This is a genomic window from Psychromicrobium ferritrahens, from assembly GCF_043789415.1.
Classification (GTDB): Bacteria; Actinomycetota; Actinomycetes; order Actinomycetales; family Micrococcaceae; genus Renibacterium.
In genome coordinates, this window is record NZ_JBDLLW010000003.1 from 104,732 (window position 1) to 131,105 (window position 26,374).

A 26,374-nucleotide genomic window follows, 5' to 3' on the forward strand; every position below is an offset into this window, starting at 1 on the left:
ACAAGTCCTTCCATTCAGCCCCCGAATGTCTATCAGTTTCCGGGACTCCCAGGAAGTTGAATGCTGTTGAACCGCTTCGTGCACTGTGAAAACCACACAGCTTGGCCATTTGCCACCGCAGAATAGGGCTTCTGCCATACTCAATCGGTACTCTTGACCTTGTGACTTTTCCAGTGATCGGTGTTGTGGGCGGCGGCCAGCTCGCCCGAATGATGGTTCCAGCCGCCGTCGAACTCGGCCTTGAACTTCGGGTACTCGCCGAAGGGCCCGAGGTTTCCGCGGTGGCCGCGGTGCGAACAGCACCGATCGGCGATTACCTGGATCTTGACGCTCTGCGCTCCTTCGCCCAAGGCGTGGATGTGCTGACTTTCGACCATGAACATGTGCCGACCGAGCACCTGCGAACGCTGATCTCAGAAGGCGTGAATGTGCAGCCCTCCCCGGAGGCCCTGCAATACGCCCAGGACAAGCTTGCTATGCGCGGCATCATCCAGCAGCTCGGTTTACCGAATCCGGAGTGGGCCGCGGTGCATTCTCCCGATCAGCTGATCCAGTTCGCTGAAGAACACGGCTGGCCCGTGGTGCTCAAGACACCGCGCGGAGGCTACGACGGCAAGGGCGTCAGAGTTTTACGCAATCCGGAAGAAGCCATCGCAGCCAGTGACTGGTTCGGGGCCATGAGTCCCTTGCTGGTGGAAGAAAAAGTGGATTTCAGCCGGGAGCTCTCGGCGCTGGTCTCCCGGCGCCCCTCTGGGGAGACCAGCGCCTGGGCCGTGGTGCAGTCGAATCAGGCAGATGGCGTCTGCGATGAGGTAATTGCCCCTGCTCCAGAACTCATCTCAGAGGTTTCGCTCGCCGCCCAGGAAGCCGCTTTGCGAATCGCTCAAGAACTCGGAGTGACCGGCGTGATGGCGGTGGAACTCTTCGAAACGCCGGGCCGCGGCCCTGGCTTCCTGATCAATGAGCTGGCGATGCGCCCGCACAACTCGGGCCATTGGAGTATGGACGGCGCCTTGACCGGGCAATTCGAGCAGCACTTGCGCGCGGTAGCGGACCTGCCGCTGGGCGATCCGGAGCTGCTGCGCCGCACCGTGATGAAAAATATCCTCGGCGGCTCGAATCAGGATTTGGCCGCGGAGTTCTCCGCGGCGCTCTCCGCAGAACCCGCCGTCAAAGTCCATTTATACGGAAAAGCGGTACGTCCGGGTCGCAAGATCGGGCATATCAACGCTCTTGCCGCCGAGAATGAAACACTGGACGCGCAACGGGAACGTGCGGCTCGTGCCGCCGGGATCCTTCGAGATGGCGGTGCCGTAGTGAAAACACGCCAGCAAGCAGAGCAGGAAGGCCAGTGATGAGTCAGCGGGAAACAAGCTCAGCCAATCAGCCTCTAGTGGGCTTGGTGATGGGATCCGATTCTGATTGGCCAGTGATGCAAGCCGCGGCCGAAGCTTTGGATTCCTTCGGCATTCCGTTCGAGGCGGACGTCGTGTCAGCGCACCGGATGCCGCTGGAAATGATCGAGTACGGTCGTACCGCTGCTGACCGAGGCCTGCGTGTGCTGATTGCGGGTGCGGGCGGCGCCGCCCACCTGCCCGGGATGCTCGCCTCAGTCACCAGCTTGCCGGTGATCGGCGTTCCGGTACCGCTGAAAACCTTGGATGGCCTGGATTCACTGCTCTCCATCGTGCAGATGCCGGCTGGTGTTCCGGTGGCCACGGTTTCCATCGGTGGCGCGAAGAACGCGGGGCTGCTGGCCGTCAGGATCCTGGCGAGCGGCACTGATCCGCTGGCACAGCGGCTCAGGGAAGCACTCAGCAGCTTCGCGACCACGCTCAATCAGCAGGCCAGCGATAAAGGGGCTACTCTCCGGCGGAAGGCTACCGAGGCCTTTCCGACCGCGCTCAGCCTTCAGGCGGAGCGCGGCCTATGAGTTTTTCTTCACCGAATACGTCGAAGCCTTCGAACCGACCCGCGGTACTGACCAACCCGGTACGCTACCCGCAGTCGGCGAATGCACCCATGCGCTCCAAACGTGCGTTCCTCTTACTGGTGATGAGCCTTTTCGTGCCGGGAAGCGCCCAGGTAGTGGCGGGGAACCGGAAACTCGGCAGAATCACCCTGCGAGTGACCTTCATCATCTGGGCCTTGTTGATCCTCACGGTGATATTCTTCCTGGTCAATCGCGCGGAACTGATCAATCTGCTGACCAACCCCTTCGTCTCGCTGATGTTGATCGGCCTGTTGATCGTGGTGGCGATCGGCTGGGCTTGGATCTTCATCGACACCCTCAGGATCATTCGTCCGGTGATGCTCGCCCCGGGTCTCAAAGCGGTCGTCCCCGCGCTCGTCGTCGTCCTGATGGTGATCACCTCGGGAGGCCTGGGCTATGCGGCGTGGCTGGTCAATTCGGGCCGGAACGCGATCGGCAATATCTTCAGCGCCAATGGGCCGGCCATGGAGCCGGTAGACGGCCGCTACAACTTCTTGGTGATGGGTGGCGACGCCGGTGCGGACCGGGTAGGGCGACGCCCGGATAGCATTATCGTGATCAGCGTAGACGCGAAGACCGGCCAGGCTGTCACCATCTCGATTCCGCGTAACTTCCAGAATGCTCAGTTCAGTCCGAAGTCCCCGATGCGTCAGATCTACCCTGATGGCTATGACTGCGGTGACGACTGCATCATCAACTTCCTTTACACCGAGGTGACAGAGAAGTACTCCAAGCTCTACCCGGGGGTGGCGGATCCGGGCGCCCAGGCCATGATGGAGGCAGCAGGAGGCACCCTCGGGCTGACCATCCAGGGCTACTTGCTGATTGATATGGGCGGTTTCTCACAGCTCATCGACGCACTCGGCGGAGTGAAGATCAATGCTGGCGGCTGGGTGCCGATCAGCGGCGCGGCAACTGCCGACGGCGGTCATCTGCCACCCGAGGGCTGGATCGCGCCGGGGCTGCAAACCCTCAATGGCGAGCAGGCACTGTGGTACGCCCGTTCCCGTGAATGGGTCAATGACTATGCGCGCAGCCAGCGGCAGCAGTGCATCCAGCAAGCCATCTTGAAGCAGATGGATCCGACCACCGTACTGACCAAATTCGATGCCATCGCCAATGCCGGTTCGAAGCTCGTCGAATCCGATATCCCGCAACAGCAATTGGGCAGCTTCCTCGACCTGGCGATCAAAGCCAAGGGATACCCGCTCGACCGGCTGACCCTGGGTCCACCGGATTTTGGCATCGACTTCTCCACCCGGCCTGACTTCGAGGTGATCCATCAGAGAGTCAAGGATCTCATCTCGGGTAAGACGGCGGCGCCTCCGAGCACCCCTCAAACTCCCGCGCAACCCGGGACCGCGGATAAGCCTCCCGCACAATCCACCCAGCAGAATCAGCCGCCGCAGCCGCCGAGCTCTCAGACTCCGCCGGTGACCAAAGAATATCTGCAACAGCTTGCGGTCAATGGAAACGAGGCTGAGTTGATCAGCTTGCTGTCCAATAACGGTAACTGCACCCCTGGCTAAGGAGTTCCTATGTACAAACTCAATACTGTGCTTCGCCCCTATGCCTGGGGCTCCACAACGGCGATCGCCGAGCTACTGGGCCGCGAACCTTCGGGCGGTCCCGAAGCAGAGTTGTGGATCGGCGCTCACCCAGGTGCACCTTCGCGGGTCTCGATCGCGGGCCGAGAGGAGTCATTGGACCAGTTGATCTCCGAGCAGCCCGAGCAGGCGCTGGGCGCTGCCTCACGCCAGGCCTTCGGTGACCGGTTGCCCTTCCTGATGAAAGTCCTAGCGGCCCAGAAAGCGCTCTCATTGCAGGTCCATCCGACCTTGGCGCAGGCCGCCGCAGGATTCAAGGCTGAGGACGACGCCGGGGTGCCTCGTGAAGCGGACCATCGTAATTACAAAGACGATAATCACAAGCCCGAGATGATTTTCGCCCTCACCCCGTTCGAAGCACTCTGCGGATTCCGAGCCGCCGCTGAATCACTAGCGATCTTCCGTCAGCTGGAACAGCGAGCACAAGCCGCTAACACCGAGTTTCCCGTGCTACTCCGCGAGGTTTGCGCAGCTCTCGAAAGCAGTGAAAGTTCAGCGGCCCTTCGGCGGGCCTTTGAATTGCTGATCACCGGCGGCGAACAGGCGAAGTCCGCGCTGCTTTCGGTAGTCGCTCTACTCGACTCGGAGCCCTCGACGGAGCCCTTCCAGCAAGCGTTTGCGACCGTGGTAGAGCTGAATTCGCAGTTCCCCGGAGACATTGGCGCGCTGATCTCCCTGCTGCTCAACCGGGTTCATCTGGAGCCCGGCGAGAGCCTGGCGATGCCAGCTGGAAATGTGCACGCCTATCTCCACGGCCTGGGCATCGAGGTGATGGCCAGTTCAGATAATGTGCTGCGCGGCGGATTGACGCCGAAGTTCGTGGATGTTCCAGAACTGCTTCGGACCATCGATTTCCGGGAGCTTCCAGTACCCACCGTAACAGCCACGGAGACCGAACTCGGGCAAGAACTCTATCTCCCCGGTTTCTCCGAGTTCCAGCTTCAGCGCATAGTGATTGAGGCAGCGGCGGAACCCACCGCGCTGGCCCAAAACGGTGCTGCGCTCATCCTGGTGACAGCGGGAACCGCGGTGCTCGATTCTCCGCAGGGAGACCTCAGCCTGGTTCGCGGTGAGAGCGCCTTCATTCCGGCGGTGGAGGCCCCCGTGATGGTGCATTCCAGCACGGGCTGCACGGCGTTCGCCGTCACCACCAATCTGGGGGCATAAGTTCAGCGTTTAACCAGGGACCGAACCCGTCTCAATATCTTCCGGCCAAGCGGCAAGGCCTTGGAATAGAGCGAATAGATCGGCGAAAGCGGCTTATCCCAGCTTCCTGCCAGCAGGTTCTCATGGCTTGCGAAACCAAATTTGAATTGCGAGACCCCGTCGTTAAGCAAGCCATTGAAATCGTAACGGGTAATGCCCCGCTCGCGCATGGTCTGAATCGCCATCCACTTCAGGGCGTAATTGGCACGCAACTGCGAACCTTTATCGGTCATTCCACCGTAGAGTTCGAAAGCCGTGGTCTCGCTGCATGCCAGCCAGAGGAAAGCGAGTACCTCTTGCCCGTGAAGAGCAGCGAAAACCGGCGACTGCTCACCGAGATTCTTGAAGATATCCCGATAATAATCGTCTTGATGGATGCCGAACCCCGCACGTTCAGCAGTCTGCCGATATACTTCCAAGCATCCCTGTAACTCGGCTTCGCCAACCCGCTTGAATTCGATGTCTTCCCTTCCCGACTTGCGGATATACTGCCGGGTTTTCTTTGTCATCGCAGCGAACAATTCGTCATCGCTACGGGTCAAATCAAGAATCAGGGTGCGTGGAATCAGGATCTCGGTAGCAGCTTCTCGCCACCCAGCAGCACTCAGCATGGAGGTGCGAGGATCAGTGAAGTCCCAGTCTGGATCAGCCGTCAGCACCACTGCTTTACGTCGTTTAACCGCCTCTGCAACTTCCGGAAGCACTTCAGTCAGACGATTTTCCGCAGCTTGCGGCCCTCTGGGAATATAGGCGAGCGCGCGAAAAGGTAAAGGCAGGGTTCGATAAAGCACCTGGGCCGAGCCGATGAGCGTTTCACCGTCAAGAACAAGCAACCGCTCTGCGCTCCAGCCGTGCTGAGCTTTGGATTCTCCCCAGCCCCAGAGCTGCATAGGGTGCCCGCCGTGTGCATTGACCGCGGCATCCCATTCATTACGATCCAGGCAAGGCTTAACCTCAAGCAAAGTGGTTGATGTCATGGCTTAAGCCTAGCGTTCTCAACAGGGTCATCAGACGCCCTAGCCGCTCTGCCGTACCTAGCGGTCATCCCACATCAGGTGCTGGGTTTCAATACTCAGTACCAAGCCATACGGATGATAATGCGGAAAACACAGCTCCCCTCGCTCGTCCACCATCTTGAATCGAATCTCAGCAAAACTTGGATATCGACTCGTGGTCACTTCAACGCTGACCGTCGCGAATTCACCTGGAAAGGTCGTCGGAACAGGGATCAGTTCTTGCGTGTAGGGCATAGTAGGCGTATTCGGCACCATTCGCTTGACCGAACGATTGATCCAAGGCACATTCCCCGCGTTCTTGATCGTCCAGGTCTTAATGAAAGTTGCTCCGAAAGGAAAAATGCTGCCGTCAGGGATCGTCTCAGAAATAAACTGGGATACGTCTACTTTGCCATCTTCAAACACGGTGTTTTCAGAGGGGCCCAGTGGCTTAGGCACCATCAGCAACCTGGCACTACTCAGTTCTTGTTGCATCTTTGAAGCCTCTTCGCGGAAAGCTTCGCTCTGCTCGAAAGAATGTCGAACGGCCCGCAGTAATGCCTCTTTGAACGACGTCCGCATGGTCTGCCCAGGCTTCGCGGTGTAGCTCTCTTCAGCATCAAACATCAAAGTACGCTTGTAGGTCATAAAGGCCCAGGTGTCTCGCACTTGCTTGGTATCCGTGCTGGTGCCCTTGAGGCGAGGATTGCCCCTCTTGATGAGAAAATAATCCCGCTCGTTGGGTGTGTAGTGACAAAACATGAAAGCAAGTGCAGCCCTAGCCCGAGCCTTTTCCTCACGGTCGTCAAGCGAAATCTCATAAAATCTCACGAAGCAAAAAACTAATTTATTTATATCGTGATCGGTTGCCTCACCTTGCACACCGAAGAGGTCTCCAGCCAGCTTCGTCAAGCCGGGGCAGGTTTCAACGCGCAAGCTGGGTACTCGCTGGTTGGGCGCAAACCGACAGAAGATTTCCTCGAGGCAGGACTCAAGCAGCAGAGCTTCCATCCAGGCATCCCCCTTCCACCACTTAGCTGATCTGTCTACCGCATCAGTCTCTCGACCAGCACACCGTGTAAACGGTTTCCTGAAAGATCTTCAGTTACTTCCGATGGTACTTCCAGTCAAGAAGCTACCACAGGCAGAACACACCTGCCATCACCTATAAATTGGGGAAATACATACGAAGACGATTGCCTTTTGACGGATACCAGATCCAGCAGATGCTCGGATAACTGGTGGATCTTCAAAAGTTATACATTTCTGAAACTCTAAAATGATTTCATGAATTTATATACTGGAAACTGACACTCGTCGGGAAAATCAATTCCTATCGCCGAGCGTAGGACTCCCATTTATTCGCGTGATGCTCGGCGTCCACGAACCGGACGGTCCCGGATTTAGAGCGCATCACAATCGACTGAGTGACAACCCGGTCTTTTGTATAGCGAACTCCGCGCAATAAATCTCCGTCAGTAATACCGGTGGCGGCAAAGTAACAGTTATCGCTGGTCACCAGGTCATTGGTGGAGAGCACTCGATCCAGATCGTGTCCGGCGTCGAGCGCCTTCTGCTTCTCCTCGTCCGAAGTGGGCCACAGCCGCCCCTGAATGACGCCGCCCAGGGCTTTGATGGCGCAAGCTGCGACAATCCCCTCGGGCGTGCCGCCGATGCCCATCAGCGCGTCGACCCCGGTGTTCGAACGAGCGGCGGCTATAGCACCGGCGACGTCGCCGTCCATAATGAACCTGGTCCGGGCACCAGCTGCTCTGATCTCCTCGACCAGCGGCTTGTGCCTGTCACGATCCAGCACCATGACGTTCAGCTGGTTGACCTTGACGCCCTTGGCCTTGGCGATCAGGTGCAGATTCTGCTTCACCGGAAGTCTCAAATCCACCATATCCGCGGCTTCCGGGCCGGTGACCAGTTTCTCCATGTAGAACACCGCTGAGGGATCGAACATGGTGCCGCGTTCCGCCACCGCCAGCACGGCCAAGGCATTGTTGATACCGAGTGCGGTCAGCCGGGTGCCGTCGATCGGATCGACCGCCACATCGACCTCCGGACCGGTGCCATCCCCCACTCGTTCGCCGTTGAAGAGCATCGGGGCTTCGTCTTTTTCACCTTCGCCGATCACCACAACGCCGTTGAAGTGCACGGTGTGCAGAAAGGAGCGCATCGCGTCCACCGCAGCGCCATCGGCTTTGTTCTTATCGCCAAAACCGACCCAGTGCCCTCCGGCGATCGCGGCGGCTTCGGTCACCCGCACCAGTTCGAGCGCAAGATTGCGGTCCGGCTCGTCGTCGCCCACGGCCAGCGCTGAGGACAGCGTCGAGTACTTGGCGTCGTCTGGGAGGGCGGAAAATTTAGTCTCGGGCACGATGGATCCTCATCATTGAGCGGTCATGTCATTTCCAAGCATAGTTTGGCGGCATCGCCCAGAGAACCACTGTGATGCACGCCTCAAATGGTGTTCTACGGGCAGAGTGCGAGATCATAGAACCATGAACGAAGCATCGCAGCGCACCGAGCCGGTGGAATCCGGCCAGGCCGATCCCGGTCCGTACGACGGCGCCTCGCCTATTTTGCTGCAACCGGCAGCCGCGAAGCGGGCCAATGCGACAGTGATCGGGATGCTCGTCGCCGTGTTGCTCTGCCTGGTGCTCGCCCTTCCGCTGGCTTTCTTCACCGCCAAGCCCAATGGACAGAGCTACCGGCCCGATGTGGACGTCACCGCGGCGGCCAACGATGCCAAAGGGGTTGCCGGGTTCACCCCCGCGGCTCCCCAGCTCCCTGACGGCTGGTCCGTCAACTACGCACGCTGGAACAAGGCTGGCAGCGATGGGGTGGCCTTCTGGGAGATCGGCTATGTCACTCCTTCCCAGCAGTTCATCGCGTTGACTCAGACCGCCCAGCCCAATCCCACCTGGCTGGCCGGCCGCACCGATAACGCCGCTGTCACCGGGGAGCGCACCGAGAGCGGCAGCAACTGGGAACTGCGGGATAAGCCCGGAACCTCCACCTCACTCATCCTCACCGCGGCCACCACCGTGGTGCTGCGTGGCGAGTTCAGCAATGGCGCGGTGCCACTGACCGATCTGGACGCTCTCGCGCTCTCCGTGGTCAAAGCCCTTCCCGAGGCCGGTGGGCGATGAGCAAGCTCAGTCCGCAAGACGCCTGGACAAAACTCCGGGACGGGAATCAGCGGTTCATCAACGGGAACTCGCAGCACCCCAACCAGGACGCGGCACATCGTGAGTCCCTGGTGAAGCAGCAGAACCCCTTTGCGGTGATCTTCGGTTGCTCTGACTCCCGGCTCGCCGCCGAGATCATCTTCGACCTCGGCCTCGGCGATGCCTTCGTGGTCCGCACCGCGGGCCAGGTCATCGATTTGGCCGTGCTGGGCTCCATCGAGTACTCCATCTCAGTGCTCGGGGTTCCGCTCATCGTGGTGCTCGGGCACGATAACTGCGGCGCGGTGGCCGCCACCAAAGAAGCGGTAGATTCCGGTGAGATGCCTCACGGCTATCTGCGCAACCTGGTGGAGCGGATCACCCCCTCGGTGCTGGCCTCTCAGCGGGACGGCGGTCAGGACGTCAATGACTACATGGTGGAGCACATCAAGCAGACCACTGCTCGGCTGGTGGAGACCTCGCGCACCGTCGCTGAGGCGATCGACCGGCATGAGGTTGCCGTGCTCGGCCTCGCCTATCGGCTGGAAGAGGGCCGAGCGGAACTCGTGAACAGCCTGGGGACGCTTTAGGGGCAGTCCGGCCCGAGGATGAGTCCAGGCCAGAAATTGTTCACAGCTAAGCACCCGGATAATCTAGAGGCATGACGCAGACTGACCCAGAATTCCGGATCGAACACGACACGATGGGTGAGGTCCGGGTTCCGGTCAACGCCCTTTACGGCGCACAGACGCAACGCGCCGTGGAAAACTTCCCGATCTCGGGAAACACCCTGGAACGCGCCCATATCGAAGCTCTGGCCAGAATCAAGAAAGCGGCAGCACTGGCGAATGCTGAATTGGGTGTGCTCGACGACGAGCGCGCGCGGGCCATTGCAGCCGCCGCTGATGAGGTGATCAGCGGCAAGTACGACGGCGACTTCCCCATCGATGTCTTCCAAACCGGTTCGGGGACCTCCTCGAATATGAACACCAATGAGGTGCTCGCCGCACTGGCTAATCGCGCATTGCAGGCAGCGGGCAGCGAAACCACGGTGCACCCCAACGACCATGTCAATGCCTCGCAATCCTCCAATGACGTCTTCCCGACGTCGGTCCATGTCGCCGCCACCTCGGCGCTGGTCAATGACCTGATTCCCGCCTTGGACTACCTGGCGGCCTCGCTGGGACGCAAGGCAGAAGAATTCAAGGAAGTGGTCAAATCCGGGCGGACTCACTTGATGGATGCCACCCCGGTAACCCTGGGACAGGAATTCGGCGGCTATGCCGCGCAGGTGCGCTACGGCGTCGAACGCGTTGAATCCTCGCTGCCGCGCGTCGCCGAAGTCCCCTTGGGTGGCACCGCTGTAGGCACCGGGATCAACACTCCGGCCGGCTTCCCACAGCGAGTGATAGCGCTCCTGGCTCAGGACACCGGTTTGCCGCTGACCGAAGCCCGCGATCATTTCGAGGCTCAGGCGAACCGTGATGGCCTGATCGAGGCCTCCGGTCAGCTGCGCAATATTGCCTACTCGCTCATGAAGATCAACAACGACCTGCGCTGGCTTGGCTCCGGCCCGAACACTGGCCTGGGTGAGATCGCCATTCCGGATCTGCAACCGGGCTCTTCGATTATGCCGGGCAAGGTCAATCCGGTGATCTGCGAAGCGTCCATCATGGTCTGCGCTCAGGTGATCGGCAATGACACGACCATTGCGCTCTCGTCCACCAACGGCGCCTTCGAACTCAATGTCGGCATTCCGGTGATGGCCGCCAATCTGCTGCAGTCGATCCGTCTGCTGACCAATACGGCTCGGGTGATGGCGGACAAGATGGTCGATGGGATCACCGCCAATGTGGAACGAGCACGCTTCCTGGCTGAAGCTTCGCCGTCCATCGTGACCCCGCTGAACAAGTTCATCGGCTATGAGAACGCCGCGAAGATCGCTAAAAAGGCGGTCGCTGAAGGCTTGACCGTCAGGGAGGCCGTGATCGCCCTGGGATATCTGGAGCGAGGAGAACTCACTGAGGCGCAACTGGATAGTGCACTCGATGTGCTCTCCATGACTCGTCCTCCCCAGTAGCGGTAGTCCGTCCCTGAAAACAGGGAACCGACAGCAAGGGCTGGTCGCCTCCGGAGAGCGGAGGCCACCAGCCCTGCTCCCTTTAAGAGCACTCCTCTTCAGACGTGAACGCTTCGCTGTGATCAAGATCACCCTCAAACATTTTGCACTTTGAAACCCTAAGTGCAAAAATTTACTCCATGGGCGATAGTGCAAAAATTTCAGTTAATTCCGCGGTCGCGGAACCGAGTTTGCGCGACCGTAAAAAGCACGCCACCCGCTCGGCAATCGCGGAAGCCGCACTCGAACTGACATTGTCTCTGGGGTTCCATAACTTCACCATCGAGCAGCTCTGTGAGCAAGTTGGGGTTTCCCGGCGCACCTTTTTCAATTACTACGCCAGCAAAGAGGATGCCGTTCTCGGTTGGGACGGCGGAGAGTTTCCAGAAACCTTGCGCGCTGAATTCATCGCCCGCGGACCAAAGGAAATTGGAGAACACTTTTCAGCGTCTCTCCTGGAAGATTTGCTCTGGTTATTCGAAAAAGCCTCGGAGTTGCAACCGAGTGTGCACCGGCGCACCGAGAAATTCATTGAAGCTGTGGTGAGCGATAAAAATTTACTCACCAGGTCGCTTCAGAATCTTGAATTTCTCGAAAGGGGCCTCCGCGAGATGATAGCCGAACGGGAAAGGGTGAGTCCGGAACATCACGGCGTCCAGATGTTGACCCTGATCATTGTCTCTTTGGCACGTCGAGCTACCGAAGAATCGCTAGAACAAGGAAATCCTGTTGATTTAGCGCAAGTTATGCGACGCTATTTATGTATTGCCCAGGAAATCTTCCATAATTCCGTACTGAAGAATGAAGGACAGGAATGAATACTCTCGAAAAGGGCAAGCCACTGCTCCTGACAAAAAAGAGAATCTGGACTATCTTCGGCGCGCTGATCGCCGGAATGCTGCTGTCCAGCCTCGACCAAACCATCGTCTCCACCGAAATGCCGACCATTGTCGGCAAGCTAGGCGGCGTCGAGAACCAGGCCTGGATCACCACCGCCTATCTGCTGGCTACCACCATCGTGATGCCGATCTACGGCAAATTCGGTGACGTGCTGGGTCGTAGAAATCTATTCCTGATAGCGATCGCGCTTTTCACGCTGGCCTCGGTCGGCTGTGCATTCGCCACCGATTTCTGGATGTTCGTGGTTTTCCGTGCCTTCCAAGGTCTTGGCGGCGGCGGTTTGATGATCCTCTCGCAGGCGATTATCGCCGATATCGTCCCGGCCAAAGAACGCGGCAAGTACATGGGCCCGCTGGGCGCCATCTTCGGCCTCTCCGCGGTCGCTGGCCCGCTGCTGGGTGGCTACTTCGTTGATCACCTGACCTGGGAATGGGCTTTCTACATCAACATCCCGGTCGGCATCGCTGCTTTCCTGATCACTTTGTTTGCGCTTCAGCTGCCAAGCAAGAAGGCGGAGAAACGAATCGATGTGCTCGGCGTCGTGCTGCTCTCCATCGCCACTGCCTCCTTGATCTTCTTCACCGATTTCGGCGGAAAGAACGACAAACCAGGCGAGAATCTCTACGGCTGGGATGGCATGCTCACCTGGGCGTGGGGAGCCGGTCTGATCATCGCTGCTGTGCTCTTCGTCCTGGCAGAGCGCAAGGCCGAGGATCCGGTGATCCCGCTGAGCCTGTTCACCAACAAGATCTTCATCAATGTCACTGCAATCGGTTTCACCTTGGGCCTGGGCATGTTCTCGGCACTGGCCTTCATCCCGACCTTCCTGCAGATGTCCTCCGGGGCCTCAGCCGCGACCTCGGGTTTGCTGATGCTGCCGATGATGGGCGGTGTCTTCCTGACCTCCATCTTCTCCGGTATCGCCATTACCCGCACCGGCAAATACAAGATCTATCCGATCATCGGCACACTAGTTACCTTGGTCGCGCTCTTCAGCTTGACTACGTTGACCGCGAGCACGCCGCTCTGGGTGATCTGCATCCAGCTCTTCGTGCTCGGAGCCGGTCTCGGCTTCATCATGCAGGTGATCGTGATGGTGGCGCAGAACGCTGTACCGGCAGATCAAGTCGGCACCGCGACCAGTACCAATAACTATTTCCGTGAGGTAGGCGCCTCGCTCGGTGTTGCCGTGTTCGGCACGATCTTCACGTCCCGGTTGAGCGAATCGCTGGGCAAGGTCTTCGCTGGGGTTCCGGGAGCCAATCCTTCTGAAGCTGCGGCGACCTTGGATCCGGAGAAGCTGTCTTCGTTCCCCCAGGGGATCAGGGATTCCATCGTGGATGCCTATGCGACGTCGTTGGCCCCGGTGTTCTGGTACTTGATCCCGTTCATCGCGATCGCCGCGGTACTCGCCGTGTTAGTCAAGCAGATCCCGCTCTCCGACACCTCCGGCATGGAGGCCCGTGGTGAGGCGATTTCAGGCGAAGAAGCAGAGCGTCTGGAAGCTGAGCTCAACGCGCAAAAGGCCGGCATCGCGAGCAGCAATCCCGGCGATTCAAGTGTCCTAACGGGCTCCGGCTCGGCGGGCGACGAGACTAGCTCCGGTTCATCGGATACCACTAAGCGCTAGACCAAGAAGCGCTGTTGCAGCTGGCGTGCTCCCGGCGAGGAGGAAGTCAGCTGCAACAGCGTTCTGCGTTAAGCCGCTTCACCCGGGAATGAGCAAAGCGCAGATCGTCCCGAGAAACATCAGCGGCCCGAAGGGGATTGCGGATTGACCATCGGCCCGGCGTCCGAGCATCAGCGCGGCGGCGAGCAGCCCGCCGAGCAAAAAAGTGACAATCGTGGCATACAGCAGATGGAGCCAGCTCAGATAGCCCAGATACGTCCCTAAGACCACGGCCAGCTTGACGTCTCCAAGCCCCATTCCGGGTGGGTAGAGCAGCCGAAGAAAAAGATACGCGGCGCCCAGTGCTAGCCCGCCGAGCAGCACTCTCCAGACGATCGCGGGCTCCCCCTCGAGCACCGCGGTGAGCGCCAGCGAACAACTGGCGATCCCCATTGAGGGGTAAACGATGTTGTTCGGCAAAAGATGGCTTCGCAGGTCTATCACGCTCAGCCAGACAGCGATCACCAGAAGGTAGAGGCAGCTGAGCAAGAGGACGAGAGAAGCCCAGGGATGGCCGACCACCAGGGTGAGGAACCGTGAAACCATGCAGGGATGCTATCTCCTCCGAGATACTTCTGACAGATCCGGCAGCGTACACTGTGGATATGGAGCTCACGGCAGATGGTTTCCGCGCGTTATGCCGCTCTTCGCCCTGGAAATGGCGCAGCTTGCGCTTTCATGTTCGCTGGTTACCCGATTCCCCCTCCGCACTAGCGGTCAATGCCTGGTTGCGCCGCCCTCATGCACTGCGCATCGAAGCTCTCGATGGCAGCGTGCTGCACAGCACCGCGGGCATCAATGATTCCAAGGATTCGCTGTTCACTTCGGGTTCGCGCAAACCCTGGTTATTGCCACCGCACCTGGTGACTCCGGGGTATCAGGCCGACGGCCTGGTGCGACGTCGTCCTGAAGCCCTCTACGGTGAACCGGGCTATGGAATCAGCCAGTCAGCGGCCGCACTTTTCTCCGCCTGGCTTGATCCGGTGGAACTCGCTGGAAACGCCCCGGTGCCCCTTGAATTCCCCTTCGCCAATGTCGCTGACCCAGAAGAGCTCTCACTCGTCGATCACGAAGGCAGGGAAGCTGTGGAGACGGTTTTGAAGCCCAACCCGAGCTACCGACCCGCACAAGCGGATGCCGCCATTCTCTTCCCGGGACGCACCGCACTGCGAATAGACACCGAGACCGGGATCTGCGTGGCCAGCCAATCCTTAGAGGGAGAAACCGCGGGGCAGGGTCACTGGATCTCCATCCACGCCGTCGACGAATACATGCTGGATGATTTGTTCACCCAGGATTCCTCGCTGTTGACCGACGTCCGGCAGCACATTGAATGGGAGCTTCCGCAAGCCCAATAGCCATTGGCAGGCGGGGCAACGGAACGGGCGTACCAGGAATCTCCCCGCACGCCCGCTCGGTTGACCGTCTGAGGATCAGATCTCAGCGCCCTCCAGCAGATCGGTGACCAGCGCGGCAATCGGTGAACGCTCCGAGCGATTGAGCGTCACATGCGCAAAGAGCGGGTGGCCCTTGAGCGTCTCGACCACGGCGGCGATACCGTCGTGACGACCGACCCTGAGGTTATCCCGCTGCGCGACATCGTGGGTCAGCACAATCTTGGAGTTCTGACCGATTCGGCTCATCACGGTGAGCAGCACGTTCTTCTCTAAGGATTGCGCTTCATCGACGATCACGAAGGCGTCGTGCAGGGAACGCCCTCGGATATGAGTCAGCGGCAGCACCTCCAGCATTCCGCGGTCCATCACTTCTTCTACGACTTCCTGAGAGACCAGGGCACCGAGAGTGTCGAAAACCGCCTGAGCCCAGGGGTTCATCTTCTCGGTTTCCGAGCCGGGCAGAAAGCCGAGTTCCTGGCCGCCGACGGCGTAGAGCGGACGGAAGACCATCACCTTGCGGTGCTCCCGGCGCTCCAGGACGGCTTCCAGTCCGGCGCAGAGTGCGAGCGCGGATTTTCCGGTACCCGCGCGGCCTCCCAGTGAGACAATGCCGACTTCCGGGTCCATCAGCAGGTCAATCGCCAAGCGCTGCTCCGCTGAGCGACCGTGCAGGCCGAAGACGTCGCGGTTGCCCTTGACCAGCCGGACTTGCTTATCCGCCCCTACCCTGCCGAGCGCCGAACCCCGATTGGAGAGCAACACCAGGCCGGTGTTCGTGGGCAGCTCCGCCGCAGCAGGCACAAAGACCGGTTCATGCTCATAAAGAGTGTTGATCTCGTCCTCTGCCACATCGAGTTCCGCCACCCCGGTCCACCCGGAGTCCTGAACCAGCTCGTTGCGGTACTCCTCGGCTTGCAGGCCCATCGCCGAGGCCTTGACCCGCATCGGCAGATCTTTGGAGACCACTGTGACGTCGAAGCCCTCGTTGGAGAGATTCTTCGCCACCGCGAGAATCCTCGCGTCGTTATCGCCGCTGCGGAATCCTGCCGGCAGCACCTCCGCCGAAATATGGTTGAGCTCGACTCGAAGCGATCCGCCCTCTTCCCCGAGTGGGATCGCTTTGTTCAAACCGCCGTGTTCAATCCGCAGATCGTCGAGCAGGCGCAGCGCCTTACGCGCAAAATAGCCCAATTCCGGATCGTGTCGTTTGCCTTCCAACTCACTGATCACCACGATCGGCAAAATCACCTCGTGCTCAGCGAAGCGCATAATGGCACGAGGATCAGAGAGCAGCACCGAGGTATCAAGCACATAAGAACGCGAAAGACCGGCGGCATCCTGAGCCGGTCCGGTCTTCTTGGTCTTAGTGGTGCTTCGCTTGGCGCGAGCGGTTGTCTGATTTACTGCGGATGATGTATTCATGAGGGCCACGTGACTCCAGACCCTGAGCCGGGGCTCAGTTTCCTAAGGTACGGCGGGGTGCCGTGGAGCACGGTACGGGACCGCCCTCCGCTGCATAATGCGTTATTCCGCATTTACTGGCCTCCCCGATCAACGTCCTTGGTGAGCGTTGATGAGACAAAATCTACGCCTCGGCCCGAACGCCGCCAGTAGCTTGGAGCGGCGTGTCGGTTAACACCGTGTGAACTCTCCGCGAGCGGCGTCGGGCTCAAGAACCGTAGCGTCGGTGGCGGCCCGCGTAGTCGCGCAGTGCGCGTAAGAAGTCCACCTTGCGGAAAGCCGGCCAGAGCACTTCGCAGAAGTACATTTCACTGTAGGCGCTCTGCCACAGCAGGAACCCGGAGAGCCGCTGCTCTCCCGAGGTCCGGATCACCAGATCGGGGTCCCGTTGACCGCGAGTGTAGAGGAATCGAGAGATGTCCTCCACATCGAGAGTCTCAGCGAGTTCGCTGATATCGCGTTGCTGAGCGACGGCGTCTCTCAAGAGTTCGCGGACCGCATCGACGATCTCCCGCCGTCCGCCATAGCCGACTGCCAGGTTGACGTGCAATTTCTCTGTTGCGGGCTGCCGCTGGGTGAGCCGGATCAGTCTTTCGGCCAGGTAGTCGGGCAGTACCTCGGGTGCGCCCATGGCGCTGACACTGATGGTGTCATCGGAATCGAGCCGATCCATCATGGTGGCGATGATCATCAGCAGTTCGTCGAGCTCTTCTTTGGATCGTCCGACATTCTCCGTCGAGAGCATGTAGAGAGTGACGACTTTGACGCCGAAATCCTGGCACCAGCCGAGGAACTCGTGAATCTTCTCCGCACCGGCTTGATGGCCACGCCCCACCGAGGCGTTGAACTGCCGAGCCCAGCGGCGATTCCCATCAACCGTCATCGCCACATGCTCGGGGATCTTCTGGCCACGGAGCGACCGTGCAAGCCTGTGCTCGTAGAGGTCATAGAGCTGGTGCGGAATTCTCATCGCCATCCGTGCACCACCTTCCCCAGCCGAGCATCGCCGAACCCTTCGGCCTCACCATAGATTACCCGGAGAAATGAAATATGCTCATCCCGGCAATATTACTCAAAAGTAACTTACTTCCAGACTGAGCTACCATTGAATCATGGCCAGCCCTTCACCCAGCCCAGTAGCGGGCCCCGAAAAAGCCCTGGAAACCCCCGCACTGGAGGGGAAACCTAGCTGGCGGGGCTGGATCCACCTGGTCGCCACACCACTGGCGATCGCGGCCGGAATAGTGCTGATCTGCGTCGCCCCGACAACACTCGGTAAAGTCACTTCCGCTATATATGCCTTTACGGGCATGCTTTTATTCGGGATCAGCGCACTCTACCACCGCGGAACCTGGCGCCCCGGGGTCAAAGCAGTGCTCAAGAGACTCGATCACACCAACATCATGCTGGTGATCGCCGGAACTTACACTCCGCTGTCAGCGCTTTTATTGCCGCCGGGAAAAGCCGCCCTGCTGCTTTGGCTGATCTGGGGCGGCGCTATTGCCGGCGTGGCCTTCAGGGTGTTGTGGGTCGGTGCACCGCGCTGGCTCTACGTTCCGATTTACTGCATTCTCGGTTTAGCCGCCGTTTTCTTCTTCCCGGATTTCTTCGCCGCTTCGATTCCGGCAGCGACGTTGATCTGCGTCGGTGGCGCCTTCTATATTGCCGGGGCCGTTTTTTACGGCATCAAACGGCCCAACTTCTCCAAGGCGCACTTCGGCTTCCACGAGTTCTTCCATGCCTTTACCGTGGTGGGCTTCACCTGCCACTTCATCGCGATCATGTTCGCCGTGCAAAACCACTGAGGCCGCTAAAACCAGCGATCACGTGAAGCGGCGGGCTGATAGGCGCTTCCGTCAGCGGCCTTCAGGACTTGTCAGCATGACCGGCTGACGGCTGGCGCCCCGCAGCATCCTGCTGCGCAACGGCTTCATCGGCACTCGGAATGATCGGCACCGTCAGCTCTCCGCTGACCTGAGCCCGGTAACGCACCCTCCGGATCCGGCGCACCATATCGACGATCAGGAAGACCATGATCGCCACCACGAAGAACGTGGCCAGGAATCCCAGAAACCCCGGGCTCACCTGATCGGTGCTCAAACCGTCCTTCAGGGAGGGCTCAGGCGACGGCGTCGCCAGCGGAAGGGTGTTCAGCAACATGATCAATGAAGGCACCCGACCATTCTCCCGCGAAGCGGTGCTCAGCGCGAAATCATCCCTCGCGACTTCGAGGAACGACTAACGCAAGCCGGCGAAAAGGTCGTGCTCCGGCAATTCGGCGCTCACCGTAGATTCGATCAGCGAGTAGTCCTCCCAGGGCCAGACCTTCCTCTGCAGATCGAGCGATACCGCGAAGAAAAAACCGTGCGGATCGACCTGAGTGGCATGGGCCCGCAAGGCCTCGTCCCGCACCTCGAAGAAATCGCCGCAGTTGATCTGGGTGGTGGCGGGATGCCGGCCCCTCGTAGGTTTGTTCCCCTCGGCGTCGGACTCCAACCAGGAAGCGATCCACTCGCTGTACGGTGACTGCAGCCCGGCTTCCTCGAGGGCGAAGTGCAGGGCCTTGAAGCGCTGCGGGTTGAAGGCCAGATCGTAGTAGAGCTTGCTCGGCCGCCAGGCTTCCCCGGTTCCCGGGTAGCGATCGGGATCACCAGCCGCGTGGAACGCTTCGACAGCGATCCGGTGCGCCATAATGTGATCGGGGTGCGGGTATCCGCCATTCTCGTCATAGCTGACGATCACCTGCGGTTTGAACTCCCGGACCAACCGGACCAGCGGGGCGGCAGCGCGTTCCAGCGGCTGTTCCGCGAAGCAGCCCACGGGCAAAGGCGGCAGCGGGTCCCCCTCGGGCAATCCAGAATCCGTGAAGCCCAGCCAACGATGCTCAATGCCGATCACTGAAGCAGCCTTGGCCATCTCGAGACGCCGAGCCCCGGCCATATCGCGCAAGGCATGCGGATCGTGTTCCAGGGAGGGATTCTGCACCCCTCCGCGTTCGCCGCCGGTGCAGCTGGCAACCATCACCCGCACCCCCTGTGCCCGATAGCTCGCCATCGTCGCCGAACCCTTGCTCGACTCATCGTCGGGGTGGGCGTGCACCGCTAGCAGCCGAAGATCGCTGTTATTCATTACCTGCCCTGCCATTTGGAACCTTTCACTTTCCCTCGGCCAAAAAAGTGCGCCCGGAGAATTAGACTGGGGTGAGGGACTTGCCGAAAACCAATCAAGACGTCATCCAGCTCAACGGCGGGAGGAGTAAGAGTGCCGCATCCAGCCACTGCACAACGCGTACCCTCCAGCCTAGCCAATCGCTATGGTTCTTCCCAAAGTAAGTTCAGTTCGTGGAGCCGGGGACGTAAAGTTCTGCTCTGGGCAGCCATTGCCTTGGTGGTTCTGAGCTTTGTCAGTTGGCTGACCTTCGGTCGAGGCCCAGGGGCGGACAATAAGCTCATCGGATTCACTGTGCTCAGCCCTTCGCAGACCACGGTGGACTTCCAGGTCACTAAAGATCCTGCCTCAACCGCCCAATGCGAAGTCCAGGCGCTGGACGACAGCTATGCAGTGGTCGGCTGGAAGGTTGTCACCATTGGCCCCAACGGCCAAGAGCAGGGTACCGAGCACGGCAGCACAACGAAACAGCGAATTGCTCTGCTCACCGACTCACTCGCGGTTTCCGCCGTCGTGGATAGTTGCTGGATTGTGAAGAACTCCTAAGATTTCTTTTCAGCCACAATGACACGCTCAGCGCGAACAGCCCTTGGGTTATTCCAGCGTCTTGACTACACTTGTTAAATTATCTTCACCCCGCTTGGAGACTCAGACGCAACGTCAAAGTCACAGCAGGCGGGGTCTTTGCTTGTCAAACCACGAGGAGGACACCCGTGTCTACCCCTAGCGCCCCCACCGCCTGGCTCACCCAGGAGGCTTTCAACCGACTCACGGCTGAGCTGGAAGAGCTCTCCGGGCCTGGCCGGGTAGAAGTGGTGAAAAAGATCGAACAGGCCCGCTCCGAGGGCGATCTGAAGGAGAACGGCGGCTACCACGCTGCGAAGGAAGAGCAGGGCAAGATCGAGGCCCGAATCCGTCAGCTCACCGAATTGCTGCGCGATGCTCACGTCGGCGAAACCCCGGCGGACGACGGCGTCGTCGAGCAGGGCATGCTCGTGGTCGCCAAAATCGCGGGCGAGAAAACCACTTTCCTGTTGGGTAGCCGTGAGGTGGCCGGTGACACCGATCTCGATGTTTTCAGCGAGAAGTCTCCGCTGGGCGAAGCGATCCATGGTCACAAAGTCGGTGAAAAGCTGAGCTATACCGCCCCCAATGGCAAGGACATCAAGGTCGAGATCATCTCGGCCAAGCCCTACGCAGGCTGAAAGCCTCAATTCCAGCCCACTGAAGACGTTTTTCAGTGGGCTGGAATGGTTTAGCCCACTGAAACCCCGGTTTCAGTGGGCTTTGATGCGCCCTAGAGACGAGGAGTTTGCGGGACTCGCGAGATCAGTGCACCACGATGGGCTGGAAGCCTTCGGCACGCAGATTCATCAGCACCTGTTCGCAATGCTCATGGCCTTTGGTCTCCATGTTGACCGTGATGGAGACATCGCCCATGCTGATCGAACCGCCCACCCGAGTGTGATCCACGCCGGTGACGTTGGCATCCGAGGCTGCGATGATTCGGGAGATGGTCGCCAATGAGCCCGGCCGATCATCGAGTAGCATTCGCACGGTCATAAACCGCCCGGCGGCGGACAATCCTCGTTGAATGACCTTGAGCATCAGCATCGGATCGATATTGCCACCGGAGAGGATCACCGCAGTGGTTCCGGGCTTCGCCCCACCGAGATTCAACGTGCCATCCAGCAAGGCAGCTACTCCTACCGCCCCGGCCGGTTCGACCACCATCTTGGAGCGTTCCAGCAGGAAGATCAGTGCCCGGGCCAGTGAGTCTTCGCTCACCGTGACGACGTCGTCCACCAGTTCCCTGATGATCGAGAAGGGAATCTGACCGGGCCTGCCCACCGCAATGCCGTCGGCCATGGTGGAGATCTTGGTCAGCGGCACCAGGGCATCAGCAGCCAGCGACGGCGGATAGGCGGCGGCGTTCTCAGCCTGCACTCCGATGATCCGGATCTCCCGGCCCAATTCACGAGCCAGGGACTTCACCGCCACCGCAACCCCGGCCAGCAAGCCGCCACCGCCGACGCCCATCACCACGGTCTCGACGTCGGGCACTTGCTCCAGGATCTCCAGACCGATGGTGCCCTGCCCCGCCACCACGTCGACGTTGTCGAAGGGGTGCACGAACACCGCACCACTTTGATCCGCGTAGCGCTGCGCCTCAGCGAGTGCTTCGTCCACATTGACCCCGTGCAGTACCACCTCGGCTCCATGGCCTCTCGTGGCGGCTAATTTTGGCAGTGCGACACCGAGAGGCATGTAAATCCTGGCCTGGATTCCTAGAGCCTTAGCGGCAACTGCGACGCCCTGCGCGTGGTTTCCCGCTGAGGCAGCAACCACCCCTCGAGCGCGCTCTTCGCTGCTCAAGCGGGCCATCCGCACATAGGCGCCCCGAACTTTGAAGGAGCCAGCGCGTTGCAGATTCTCGCATTTGAAGAAGACGTCGGAGTCAATCATCCTGGACAGCGCACGTGAACTTTCCACAGGAGTCCGTTCCGCAATGCCGGCAAGCAGTTGCTGGGCTCGTCGGACATCCTCAAGGCTTACTGGAAGCTGCGGAAACGCTGCTGTGGAATTCAACTCTGTGCTCTTCCGTCCTATCGCCAGGCCGCCGCTCAAGGCGACCAGTACTCGTGGCTCAATCATTCCGCAGTCGGCATTAATTACGAAATCTTGAACCTTCACATTGCTCGACCAATCATTGACAGGATCAGAGGGAGGATTCGATCCCCCACTCGATGCTGAACCGCTCTCGGGGTTCTAGCCAGTGCAGTCCCTCTCCGCTATTGAAAGAATTAGCTGGAGCGCTCATCGGTTCAACCGCGACCGCCTTATTCCGTCCCGGGTATCCTGTGGTCACAAATATATGCACATACTGGCATGCTTTTCTCTGCCGCAAGGTGACGGAGCGGCCATCCGGAGCAGTCAGGGTGTGACGCGCGAAGCCGTCTTCAGCGAAGTCCAGGTCGGTGTAGCAACGATCCATCTCCAGCTCAGCGACCCGCCTGCCGGAACGCAGATCCACCGATTCAGCAACCCCTACGGTCGCGATCGGAATCAACCGCTCATCGGCCTGCAAGCTCTTGGCGGCGGAAACCTTCAGTTCAAGGCTCTCAATGGGAGTATCTCCGATTCGCAAATAGGGATGCGCTCCAAGCGCCACCGGGGCCGCCTGAGTCGAGGCGTTCTCCAATGACTGGATCACCGTGAGACTGCCATCCTGCTCAAGTTGATAAATCACCCGATGCTGCACCTGGAAAGGGTATCCGTGTTGCGGATAGATCCAGGCTGATAGTTGCACAGTAGCTGCGGAGCCGGATTCCACGGTGTAGCCGGTATTGCGCAACAGGCCGTGACTGGCATGCCCTCGGGAGACTTCGGTGATATCGAGTTGCTGCACTTGCCCGTCGAGCTGCCACCGAGCATCCGCGATCCGATTGGGCCAGGGAGCGAGGGTCAGCCCGGAGCCACCGGGAGCCACCGGATCGAGACAGGGTTCGGTGAGATCCACCCCATCCCTGGAATAGCTGCGTAGAGAAGCGGCCAAGGGAGAGATAACCGCCCGCGCCGATCCTCGGATCAAAGTGATGAACTCGCTCATAGAATCACGGTAACATTACCCAAACGATTGCTTTTGTTATATTTTGTTTGAATAAGTTTTCAACCGAACGAGGATGACATGCTTTCAGCAGAACGGCACGCTCGTATTCTGCAGGCCCTGGCCGAGGCACCCGCCGTCCGGGTGGCTGAATTGGCAATGAACTTAGGCGTCAGCGATATGACGATCCGTCGAGACATCGATCTATTGGACGAGCAGCATCTGCTGAAGAAGATCCATGGTGGTGCGAGCAGGCTCGATGTGCTGAGCTCGATCGAGCCGGGGTTCGCTTCCAAAGCCGATAAGCAATTGGAAGCTAAGCGAGGCATTGCCCTGCAAGCCGCTCAGCTGATTGAGAACGGAATGACGATAGCGCTGGGGGCGGGCACCACCACAGTGCAGCTCGCGGGTCACTTAGGACAGTTCGAAGGGTTGACCGTGATCACCAATTCGATCAAAGCCGCCGAGGCGCTCTATCGTTTCAATCCCGGAGATGCTTCGGTGATCATCACCGGCGGGGAACGGACTCCTTCTGAAGCCCTGGTCGGACCGTTGAGCGTGGCAGCGATCGCCTCGCTCAACGTCGATATCTGTTTCATGGGGGTGCACGGCATTCATCCACGGGGGCTGAGCAGTCCCAACCTTCCCGAGGCCCAGACCAATGCGGCGTTCATCGACGCTTCAAACAGCCTTGTAGTGCTCGCCGATCACAGTAAATTCGGGCTACGAGCACTGGCTAGCTTCGCTCCGCTGGATCGAGTCGACACACTGATCACCGACCCGGGCATCTCCGAGTCCACTGTGGAAACCTACCGCCCCCTGCTCAACGAAATGGTGATATCTGCATGAAAACCTTTATCACCAGCACCCGGTTGGCTGACGGTCGCGAGTTGCTCTATTTCGACGAAAGCGAACAGCAGCACCTCGAACATGATGAACGCCCCTTGGAACCGCGAAAACTCGAGAACACGGGACAGATCCGTTATGACGCGCTAACCAGTGACTGGGTCGCGGTGGCCCAGTTGCGAGATAGCCGGATCTATTTGCCCCCGGCTGATCAGTGCCCGCTGTGCCCCAGCACCGCAGAGAATCATTCGGAGATCCCGGCCTCGGCCTACGACGTCGCGGTCTTCGAGAACCGCTTCCCTTCCCTCGGCCCGGCCGTGGGTGAGGCCCCAATCGCGAGAAGCTGGGGGACCCGAGGAGTTGCTTACGGTCGCTGCGAGGTCGTCGCTTTCAGCAGCGAGCACGAAGGTTCCTTCGGCACCCTCAGCCCACAACGTGCCCGCACCGTGTTGACAGCTCTGGCCCAGCGCACCGGTTTCCTGAATGGTCTACCGGGTATCAAGCAGGTCTTCGCCTTCGAGAACCGCGGCAAAGACATCGGCGTCACCCTGCACCATCCGCACGGTCAGATCTATGCCTACCCCTATCTCACCCCGCGGGCTGAGGTGATGGCACAGGCCGCCTTGCGCTATCAGCGCGAACACGGCGGAATCCTGCTGGAGCATATCTTGCGCTCCGAGCGAGAGGCCGGTGATCGAATGATTCTGGAAGGCAGACATTTCAGCGCCTATGTGCCGTTCGCGGCTCATTGGCCCCTCGAAGTCCATTTGACCCCGCACCGGCAGGTAGCGGATCTCAGCGAGCTCAACGAGGAAGAACTCGATGAGCTTGCGCCCTTCACGGTGGATCTGCTGCACCGGCTGGATCTCATCTATGACTCCCCCACCCCGTACATCGCAGCCTGGCATCAAGCCCCTTTGGATCCGGAGCTCAGAGCGGTGAGCAGACTGCATCTGCAAATCACTTCCCCTCGACGGGCGGCGGATAAATTGAAGTATCTGGCCGGCAGCGAGGCAGCGATGGGCGCCTTCATCAATGACAAGAGCCCCGAGCAGATCGCCAAAACGCTCAGAGAGGCAGCAGGATGAGTATCATCGACGATTTCCAAAGTCATTTCGATGCCGCTCCGGACGGCGTCTGGCAGGCCCCGGGACGGGTCAATCTCATCGGCGAGCACACTGATTACAACAACGGCTTCGTCCTCCCCTTCGCCATCGACCGGCAGGCCAGGGTAGCTGTAAGGCTTCGTTCGGACTCGGTAATTCGCTTGCGCTCTGCCAGCGCAGAGGTTGCGCCAATCGAGACCTCTGTAGACCAGCTCAGCAGCGCCAAGGGCTGGTCGGCTTATCTGCTGGGGGTCGCCTGGGTGCTCCGAGAACTCGGCATCTCCGTGCCGGGCTTCGACCTGCTCTTGGAGTCCACGGTGCCTAGCGGTGCCGGGCTGTCCTCCTCAGCAGCTTTGGAATCTGCAACTGCCTTGGCGTTCAACGAGCTTCTGGACGCCGGATTGAGCAGGAAAGAACTCGTGATCGTCGGTCATCGAGCGGAAAACGAAGTCGTCGGTGCACCTACCGGGATCCTCGATCAATCCGCGTCACTGCTCGCTGCAGAAGGCCGAGCGGTCTTCTTGGATTGCTTGAGCCGGGAGTCGGAATTGGTTCCATTGGATCTACCCGCTGCCGGACTGGCCATGCTGGTGATCGATACCAAGGTCTCCCACGCGCACGCCGACGGCGGCTATTCGGCTCGCCGTGCTTCCTGCGAACGAGGGGCTTCGGCGCTGGGCGTCGATTCGCTTCGTGAGCTTTCAGTGGAAGACCTGCCCCGCGCCCAGACGGCACTGAATGAGGAGACCTTCCGCAGGGTGCGTCATATCGTGACCGAGAACGCCAGGGTGCTCGAAGTGGTCGCCGCGCTGAGGTCCTCCGGACCTCGCAGCATCGGCGAGCTTTTGAACGCCAGTCACCTCTCGATGCGGGACGACTTTGAAATCTCTTGCCCGGAGCTCGACCTGGCCGTGGAAACCACGCAACGGAATGGCGCGATCGGTGCCCGGATGACCGGCGGCGGTTTCGGAGGCTCAGCGATTGCGCTGATTCCGCTCGAGCGGGAGCAGCAGATCCGGTCAGCGGTACTGCTGGCTTTTTCAGTCGCCGGATTCAGCACCCCTGACCTTTTTACGGTGCTCCCGGGTCCCGGAGCCCAGCGGCTGGTTTAAAGGCCGTTTAAA

At 59.7% G+C, this 26,374-nt stretch carries 26 protein-coding genes; 16 read left to right on the forward strand and 10 right to left on the reverse strand.

The genetic code is table 11. From position 1 onward, the window contains the following. Positions 1 to 161: 161 nt before the first annotated feature. From ABDK06_RS12505 to manA, 4 genes are read left to right on the forward strand one after another with little or no spacing between them, the layout of a single operon-like run. Positions 162 to 1,355 (forward strand): 5-(carboxyamino)imidazole ribonucleotide synthase, encoded by a 1,194-nt coding sequence (locus tag ABDK06_RS12505; protein ID WP_394941500.1) that lies wholly within the window; start codon positions 162 to 164, stop codon positions 1,353 to 1,355. Further along, entirely contained in the window at positions 1,355 to 1,933 is a 579-nt protein-coding gene (gene purE / locus ABDK06_RS12510) for a 5-(carboxyamino)imidazole ribonucleotide mutase (RefSeq protein WP_394941502.1), read from the forward strand. Before ABDK06_RS12505 ends, purE begins: the two co-directional genes overlap by 1 nt. Next, positions 1,930 to 3,522 (forward strand): LCP family protein, encoded by a 1,593-nt coding sequence (locus tag ABDK06_RS12515; protein WP_394941504.1) that lies wholly within the window; start codon positions 1,930 to 1,932, stop codon positions 3,520 to 3,522. The genes purE and ABDK06_RS12515 overlap by 4 nt, the downstream gene beginning before the upstream one ends. A gap of 9 nt (positions 3,523 to 3,531) precedes the next feature. After that, entirely contained in the window at positions 3,532 to 4,767 is a 1,236-nt protein-coding gene (gene manA, locus ABDK06_RS12520) for a mannose-6-phosphate isomerase, class I (protein WP_394941506.1), read from the forward strand. Positions 4,768 to 4,769: 2 nt separating this feature from the next. Here manA and ABDK06_RS12525 read toward each other — a convergent pair whose 3' ends face one another. The 3 genes from ABDK06_RS12525 to glpX form a co-directional block, all read right to left on the reverse strand. Then, positions 4,770 to 5,696, reverse strand: a complete 927-nt coding sequence (locus ABDK06_RS12525) for a lipid II:glycine glycyltransferase FemX (RefSeq protein ID WP_463401507.1) — start codon at positions 5,694 to 5,696, stop codon at positions 4,770 to 4,772. 144 nt (positions 5,697 to 5,840) lie between these two features. Next, entirely contained in the window at positions 5,841 to 6,812 is a 972-nt protein-coding gene (locus tag ABDK06_RS12530; RefSeq protein WP_394941510.1) for an NBR1-Ig-like domain-containing protein, read from the reverse strand. Positions 6,813 to 7,134: 322 nt separating this feature from the next. Continuing rightward, positions 7,135 to 8,184: a class II fructose-bisphosphatase gene (glpX, locus tag ABDK06_RS12535; RefSeq protein ID WP_394941512.1), complete on the reverse strand. Its 1,050-nt coding sequence runs from the start codon at positions 8,182 to 8,184 to the stop codon at positions 7,135 to 7,137. A 124-nt stretch (positions 8,185 to 8,308) separates the two neighbouring features. On the opposite strand from glpX, the gene ABDK06_RS12540 reads away from it, so the two are divergent. From ABDK06_RS12540 to ABDK06_RS12560, 5 genes are all read left to right on the forward strand, one after another. Next, entirely contained in the window at positions 8,309 to 8,959 is a 651-nt protein-coding gene (locus ABDK06_RS12540; protein WP_394941514.1) for a DUF4245 domain-containing protein, read from the forward strand. Then, the gene (locus tag ABDK06_RS12545; RefSeq protein ID WP_394941516.1) at positions 8,956 to 9,567 is read left to right on the forward strand and encodes a carbonic anhydrase; all 612 of its coding nucleotides are present in this window, start codon (positions 8,956 to 8,958) and stop codon (positions 9,565 to 9,567) included. The genes ABDK06_RS12540 and ABDK06_RS12545 overlap by 4 nt, the downstream gene beginning before the upstream one ends. A gap of 71 nt (positions 9,568 to 9,638) precedes the next feature. Continuing rightward, positions 9,639 to 11,057 (forward strand): class II fumarate hydratase, encoded by a 1,419-nt coding sequence (locus tag ABDK06_RS12550; RefSeq protein ID WP_394941518.1) that lies wholly within the window; start codon positions 9,639 to 9,641, stop codon positions 11,055 to 11,057. Between the two features lie 179 nt (positions 11,058 to 11,236). Further along, complete coding sequence (locus tag ABDK06_RS12555) at positions 11,237 to 11,914, forward strand: TetR/AcrR family transcriptional regulator (protein WP_394941520.1); 678 nt, start codon at positions 11,237 to 11,239, stop codon at positions 11,912 to 11,914. After that, on the forward strand, positions 11,911 to 13,626 hold the full coding sequence (locus ABDK06_RS12560) for an MDR family MFS transporter (RefSeq protein ID WP_394941522.1): 1,716 nt from the start codon (positions 11,911 to 11,913) through the stop codon (positions 13,624 to 13,626). The genes ABDK06_RS12555 and ABDK06_RS12560 overlap by 4 nt, the downstream gene beginning before the upstream one ends. Before the next feature lie 78 nt (positions 13,627 to 13,704). Here ABDK06_RS12560 and ABDK06_RS12565 read toward each other — a convergent pair whose 3' ends face one another. After that, a complete protein-coding gene (locus ABDK06_RS12565; RefSeq protein WP_394941524.1) occupies positions 13,705 to 14,211 on the reverse strand; it encodes a prepilin peptidase in 507 nt (168 codons plus the stop codon). 59 nt (positions 14,212 to 14,270) lie between these two features. On the opposite strand from ABDK06_RS12565, the gene ABDK06_RS12570 reads away from it, so the two are divergent. Further along, positions 14,271 to 15,023, forward strand: coding sequence for a hypothetical protein (locus ABDK06_RS12570; RefSeq protein ID WP_394941526.1), 753 nt, complete (start codon positions 14,271 to 14,273; stop codon positions 15,021 to 15,023). 75 nt (positions 15,024 to 15,098) lie between these two features. Here ABDK06_RS12570 and ABDK06_RS12575 read toward each other — a convergent pair whose 3' ends face one another. After that, the gene (locus ABDK06_RS12575) at positions 15,099 to 16,484 is read right to left on the reverse strand and encodes a PhoH family protein (protein WP_394941528.1); all 1,386 of its coding nucleotides are present in this window, start codon (positions 16,482 to 16,484) and stop codon (positions 15,099 to 15,101) included. Positions 16,485 to 16,731: 247 nt separating this feature from the next. Further along, positions 16,732 to 17,493 carry an isoprenyl transferase gene (locus tag ABDK06_RS12580; RefSeq protein WP_394941940.1) on the reverse strand — a complete coding sequence of 254 codons (762 nt, stop codon included), beginning with the start codon at positions 17,491 to 17,493 and terminating at the stop codon, positions 16,732 to 16,734. A gap of 142 nt (positions 17,494 to 17,635) precedes the next feature. Between ABDK06_RS12580 and trhA the strand changes: the two genes are divergently transcribed. Next, the gene (trhA, locus tag ABDK06_RS12585) at positions 17,636 to 18,328 is read left to right on the forward strand and encodes a PAQR family membrane homeostasis protein TrhA (RefSeq protein ID WP_394941530.1); all 693 of its coding nucleotides are present in this window, start codon (positions 17,636 to 17,638) and stop codon (positions 18,326 to 18,328) included. A 61-nt stretch (positions 18,329 to 18,389) separates the two neighbouring features. Here trhA and ABDK06_RS12590 read toward each other — a convergent pair whose 3' ends face one another. Then, entirely contained in the window at positions 18,390 to 18,698 is a 309-nt protein-coding gene (locus ABDK06_RS12590) for a hypothetical protein (protein WP_394941532.1), read from the reverse strand. Between the two features lie 63 nt (positions 18,699 to 18,761). Continuing rightward, complete coding sequence (gene mca, locus ABDK06_RS12595; RefSeq protein ID WP_394941534.1) at positions 18,762 to 19,667, reverse strand: mycothiol conjugate amidase Mca; 906 nt, start codon at positions 19,665 to 19,667, stop codon at positions 18,762 to 18,764. A 117-nt stretch (positions 19,668 to 19,784) separates the two neighbouring features. On the opposite strand from mca, the gene ABDK06_RS12600 reads away from it, so the two are divergent. Both ABDK06_RS12600 and greA read left to right on the forward strand, forming a co-directional pair. Beyond that, positions 19,785 to 20,237 carry a DUF4307 domain-containing protein gene (locus ABDK06_RS12600; RefSeq protein WP_394941536.1) on the forward strand — a complete coding sequence of 151 codons (453 nt, stop codon included), beginning with the start codon at positions 19,785 to 19,787 and terminating at the stop codon, positions 20,235 to 20,237. Between the two features lie 167 nt (positions 20,238 to 20,404). Then, positions 20,405 to 20,896, forward strand: coding sequence for a transcription elongation factor GreA (gene greA / locus ABDK06_RS12605; protein WP_394941538.1), 492 nt, complete (start codon positions 20,405 to 20,407; stop codon positions 20,894 to 20,896). A gap of 124 nt (positions 20,897 to 21,020) precedes the next feature. On the opposite strand, the gene ilvA is transcribed toward greA, so the two are convergent. Both ilvA and ABDK06_RS12615 read right to left on the reverse strand, forming a co-directional pair. Then, entirely contained in the window at positions 21,021 to 22,346 is a 1,326-nt protein-coding gene (ilvA, locus tag ABDK06_RS12610; protein WP_394941540.1) for a threonine ammonia-lyase, read from the reverse strand. 64 nt (positions 22,347 to 22,410) lie between these two features. Beyond that, a complete protein-coding gene (locus tag ABDK06_RS12615) occupies positions 22,411 to 23,301 on the reverse strand; it encodes an aldose 1-epimerase family protein (protein WP_394941542.1) in 891 nt (296 codons plus the stop codon). Positions 23,302 to 23,379: 78 nt separating this feature from the next. On the opposite strand from ABDK06_RS12615, the gene ABDK06_RS12620 reads away from it, so the two are divergent. From ABDK06_RS12620 to galK, 3 genes are read left to right on the forward strand one after another with little or no spacing between them, the layout of a single operon-like run. Continuing rightward, positions 23,380 to 24,147, forward strand: a complete 768-nt coding sequence (locus ABDK06_RS12620; protein ID WP_394941544.1) for a DeoR/GlpR family DNA-binding transcription regulator — start codon at positions 23,380 to 23,382, stop codon at positions 24,145 to 24,147. Then, complete coding sequence (galT, locus tag ABDK06_RS12625) at positions 24,144 to 25,232, forward strand: galactose-1-phosphate uridylyltransferase (protein WP_394941546.1); 1,089 nt, start codon at positions 24,144 to 24,146, stop codon at positions 25,230 to 25,232. Before ABDK06_RS12620 ends, galT begins: the two co-directional genes overlap by 4 nt. Continuing rightward, on the forward strand, positions 25,229 to 26,362 hold the full coding sequence (gene galK, locus ABDK06_RS12630; protein ID WP_394941548.1) for a galactokinase: 1,134 nt from the start codon (positions 25,229 to 25,231) through the stop codon (positions 26,360 to 26,362). Before galT ends, galK begins: the two co-directional genes overlap by 4 nt. Positions 26,363 to 26,374 lie beyond the last annotated feature (12 nt).

Coding starts and splice junctions, on each gene's coding strand:
- purE (WP_394941502.1), top strand. CDS start 1,355: ATGAGTCAGCGGGAAACAAGCTCAGCCAATCAGCCTCTAGTGGGCTTG.
- ABDK06_RS12515 (WP_394941504.1), top strand. CDS start 1,930: ATGAGTTTTTCTTCACCGAATACGTCGAAGCCTTCGAACCGACCCGCG.
- manA (WP_394941506.1), top strand. CDS start 3,532: ATGTACAAACTCAATACTGTGCTTCGCCCCTATGCCTGGGGCTCCACA.
- ABDK06_RS12525 (WP_463401507.1), bottom strand. CDS start 5,696: ATGCAGCTCTGGGGCTGGGGAGAATCCAAAGCTCAGCACGGCTGGAGC.
- ABDK06_RS12530 (WP_394941510.1), bottom strand. CDS start 6,812: ATGGAAGCTCTGCTGCTTGAGTCCTGCCTCGAGGAAATCTTCTGTCGG.
- ABDK06_RS12540 (WP_394941514.1), top strand. CDS start 8,309: ATGAACGAAGCATCGCAGCGCACCGAGCCGGTGGAATCCGGCCAGGCC.
- ABDK06_RS12545 (WP_394941516.1), top strand. CDS start 8,956: ATGAGCAAGCTCAGTCCGCAAGACGCCTGGACAAAACTCCGGGACGGG.
- ABDK06_RS12550 (WP_394941518.1), top strand. CDS start 9,639: ATGACGCAGACTGACCCAGAATTCCGGATCGAACACGACACGATGGGT.
- ABDK06_RS12555 (WP_394941520.1), top strand. CDS start 11,237: ATGGGCGATAGTGCAAAAATTTCAGTTAATTCCGCGGTCGCGGAACCG.
- ABDK06_RS12560 (WP_394941522.1), top strand. CDS start 11,911: ATGAATACTCTCGAAAAGGGCAAGCCACTGCTCCTGACAAAAAAGAGA.
- ABDK06_RS12565 (WP_394941524.1), bottom strand. CDS start 14,211: ATGGTTTCACGGTTCCTCACCCTGGTGGTCGGCCATCCCTGGGCTTCT.
- ABDK06_RS12570 (WP_394941526.1), top strand. CDS start 14,271: ATGGAGCTCACGGCAGATGGTTTCCGCGCGTTATGCCGCTCTTCGCCC.
- ABDK06_RS12575 (WP_394941528.1), bottom strand. CDS start 16,484: ATGAATACATCATCCGCAGTAAATCAGACAACCGCTCGCGCCAAGCGA.
- ABDK06_RS12580 (WP_394941940.1), bottom strand. CDS start 17,493: ATGAGAATTCCGCACCAGCTCTATGACCTCTACGAGCACAGGCTTGCA.
- trhA (WP_394941530.1), top strand. CDS start 17,636: ATGGCCAGCCCTTCACCCAGCCCAGTAGCGGGCCCCGAAAAAGCCCTG.
- mca (WP_394941534.1), bottom strand. CDS start 19,667: ATGGCAGGGCAGGTAATGAATAACAGCGATCTTCGGCTGCTAGCGGTG.
- ilvA (WP_394941540.1), bottom strand. CDS start 22,346: ATGATTGAGCCACGAGTACTGGTCGCCTTGAGCGGCGGCCTGGCGATA.
- ABDK06_RS12615 (WP_394941542.1), bottom strand. CDS start 23,301: ATGAGCGAGTTCATCACTTTGATCCGAGGATCGGCGCGGGCGGTTATC.
- ABDK06_RS12620 (WP_394941544.1), top strand. CDS start 23,380: ATGCTTTCAGCAGAACGGCACGCTCGTATTCTGCAGGCCCTGGCCGAG.
- galT (WP_394941546.1), top strand. CDS start 24,144: ATGAAAACCTTTATCACCAGCACCCGGTTGGCTGACGGTCGCGAGTTG.
- galK (WP_394941548.1), top strand. CDS start 25,229: ATGAGTATCATCGACGATTTCCAAAGTCATTTCGATGCCGCTCCGGAC.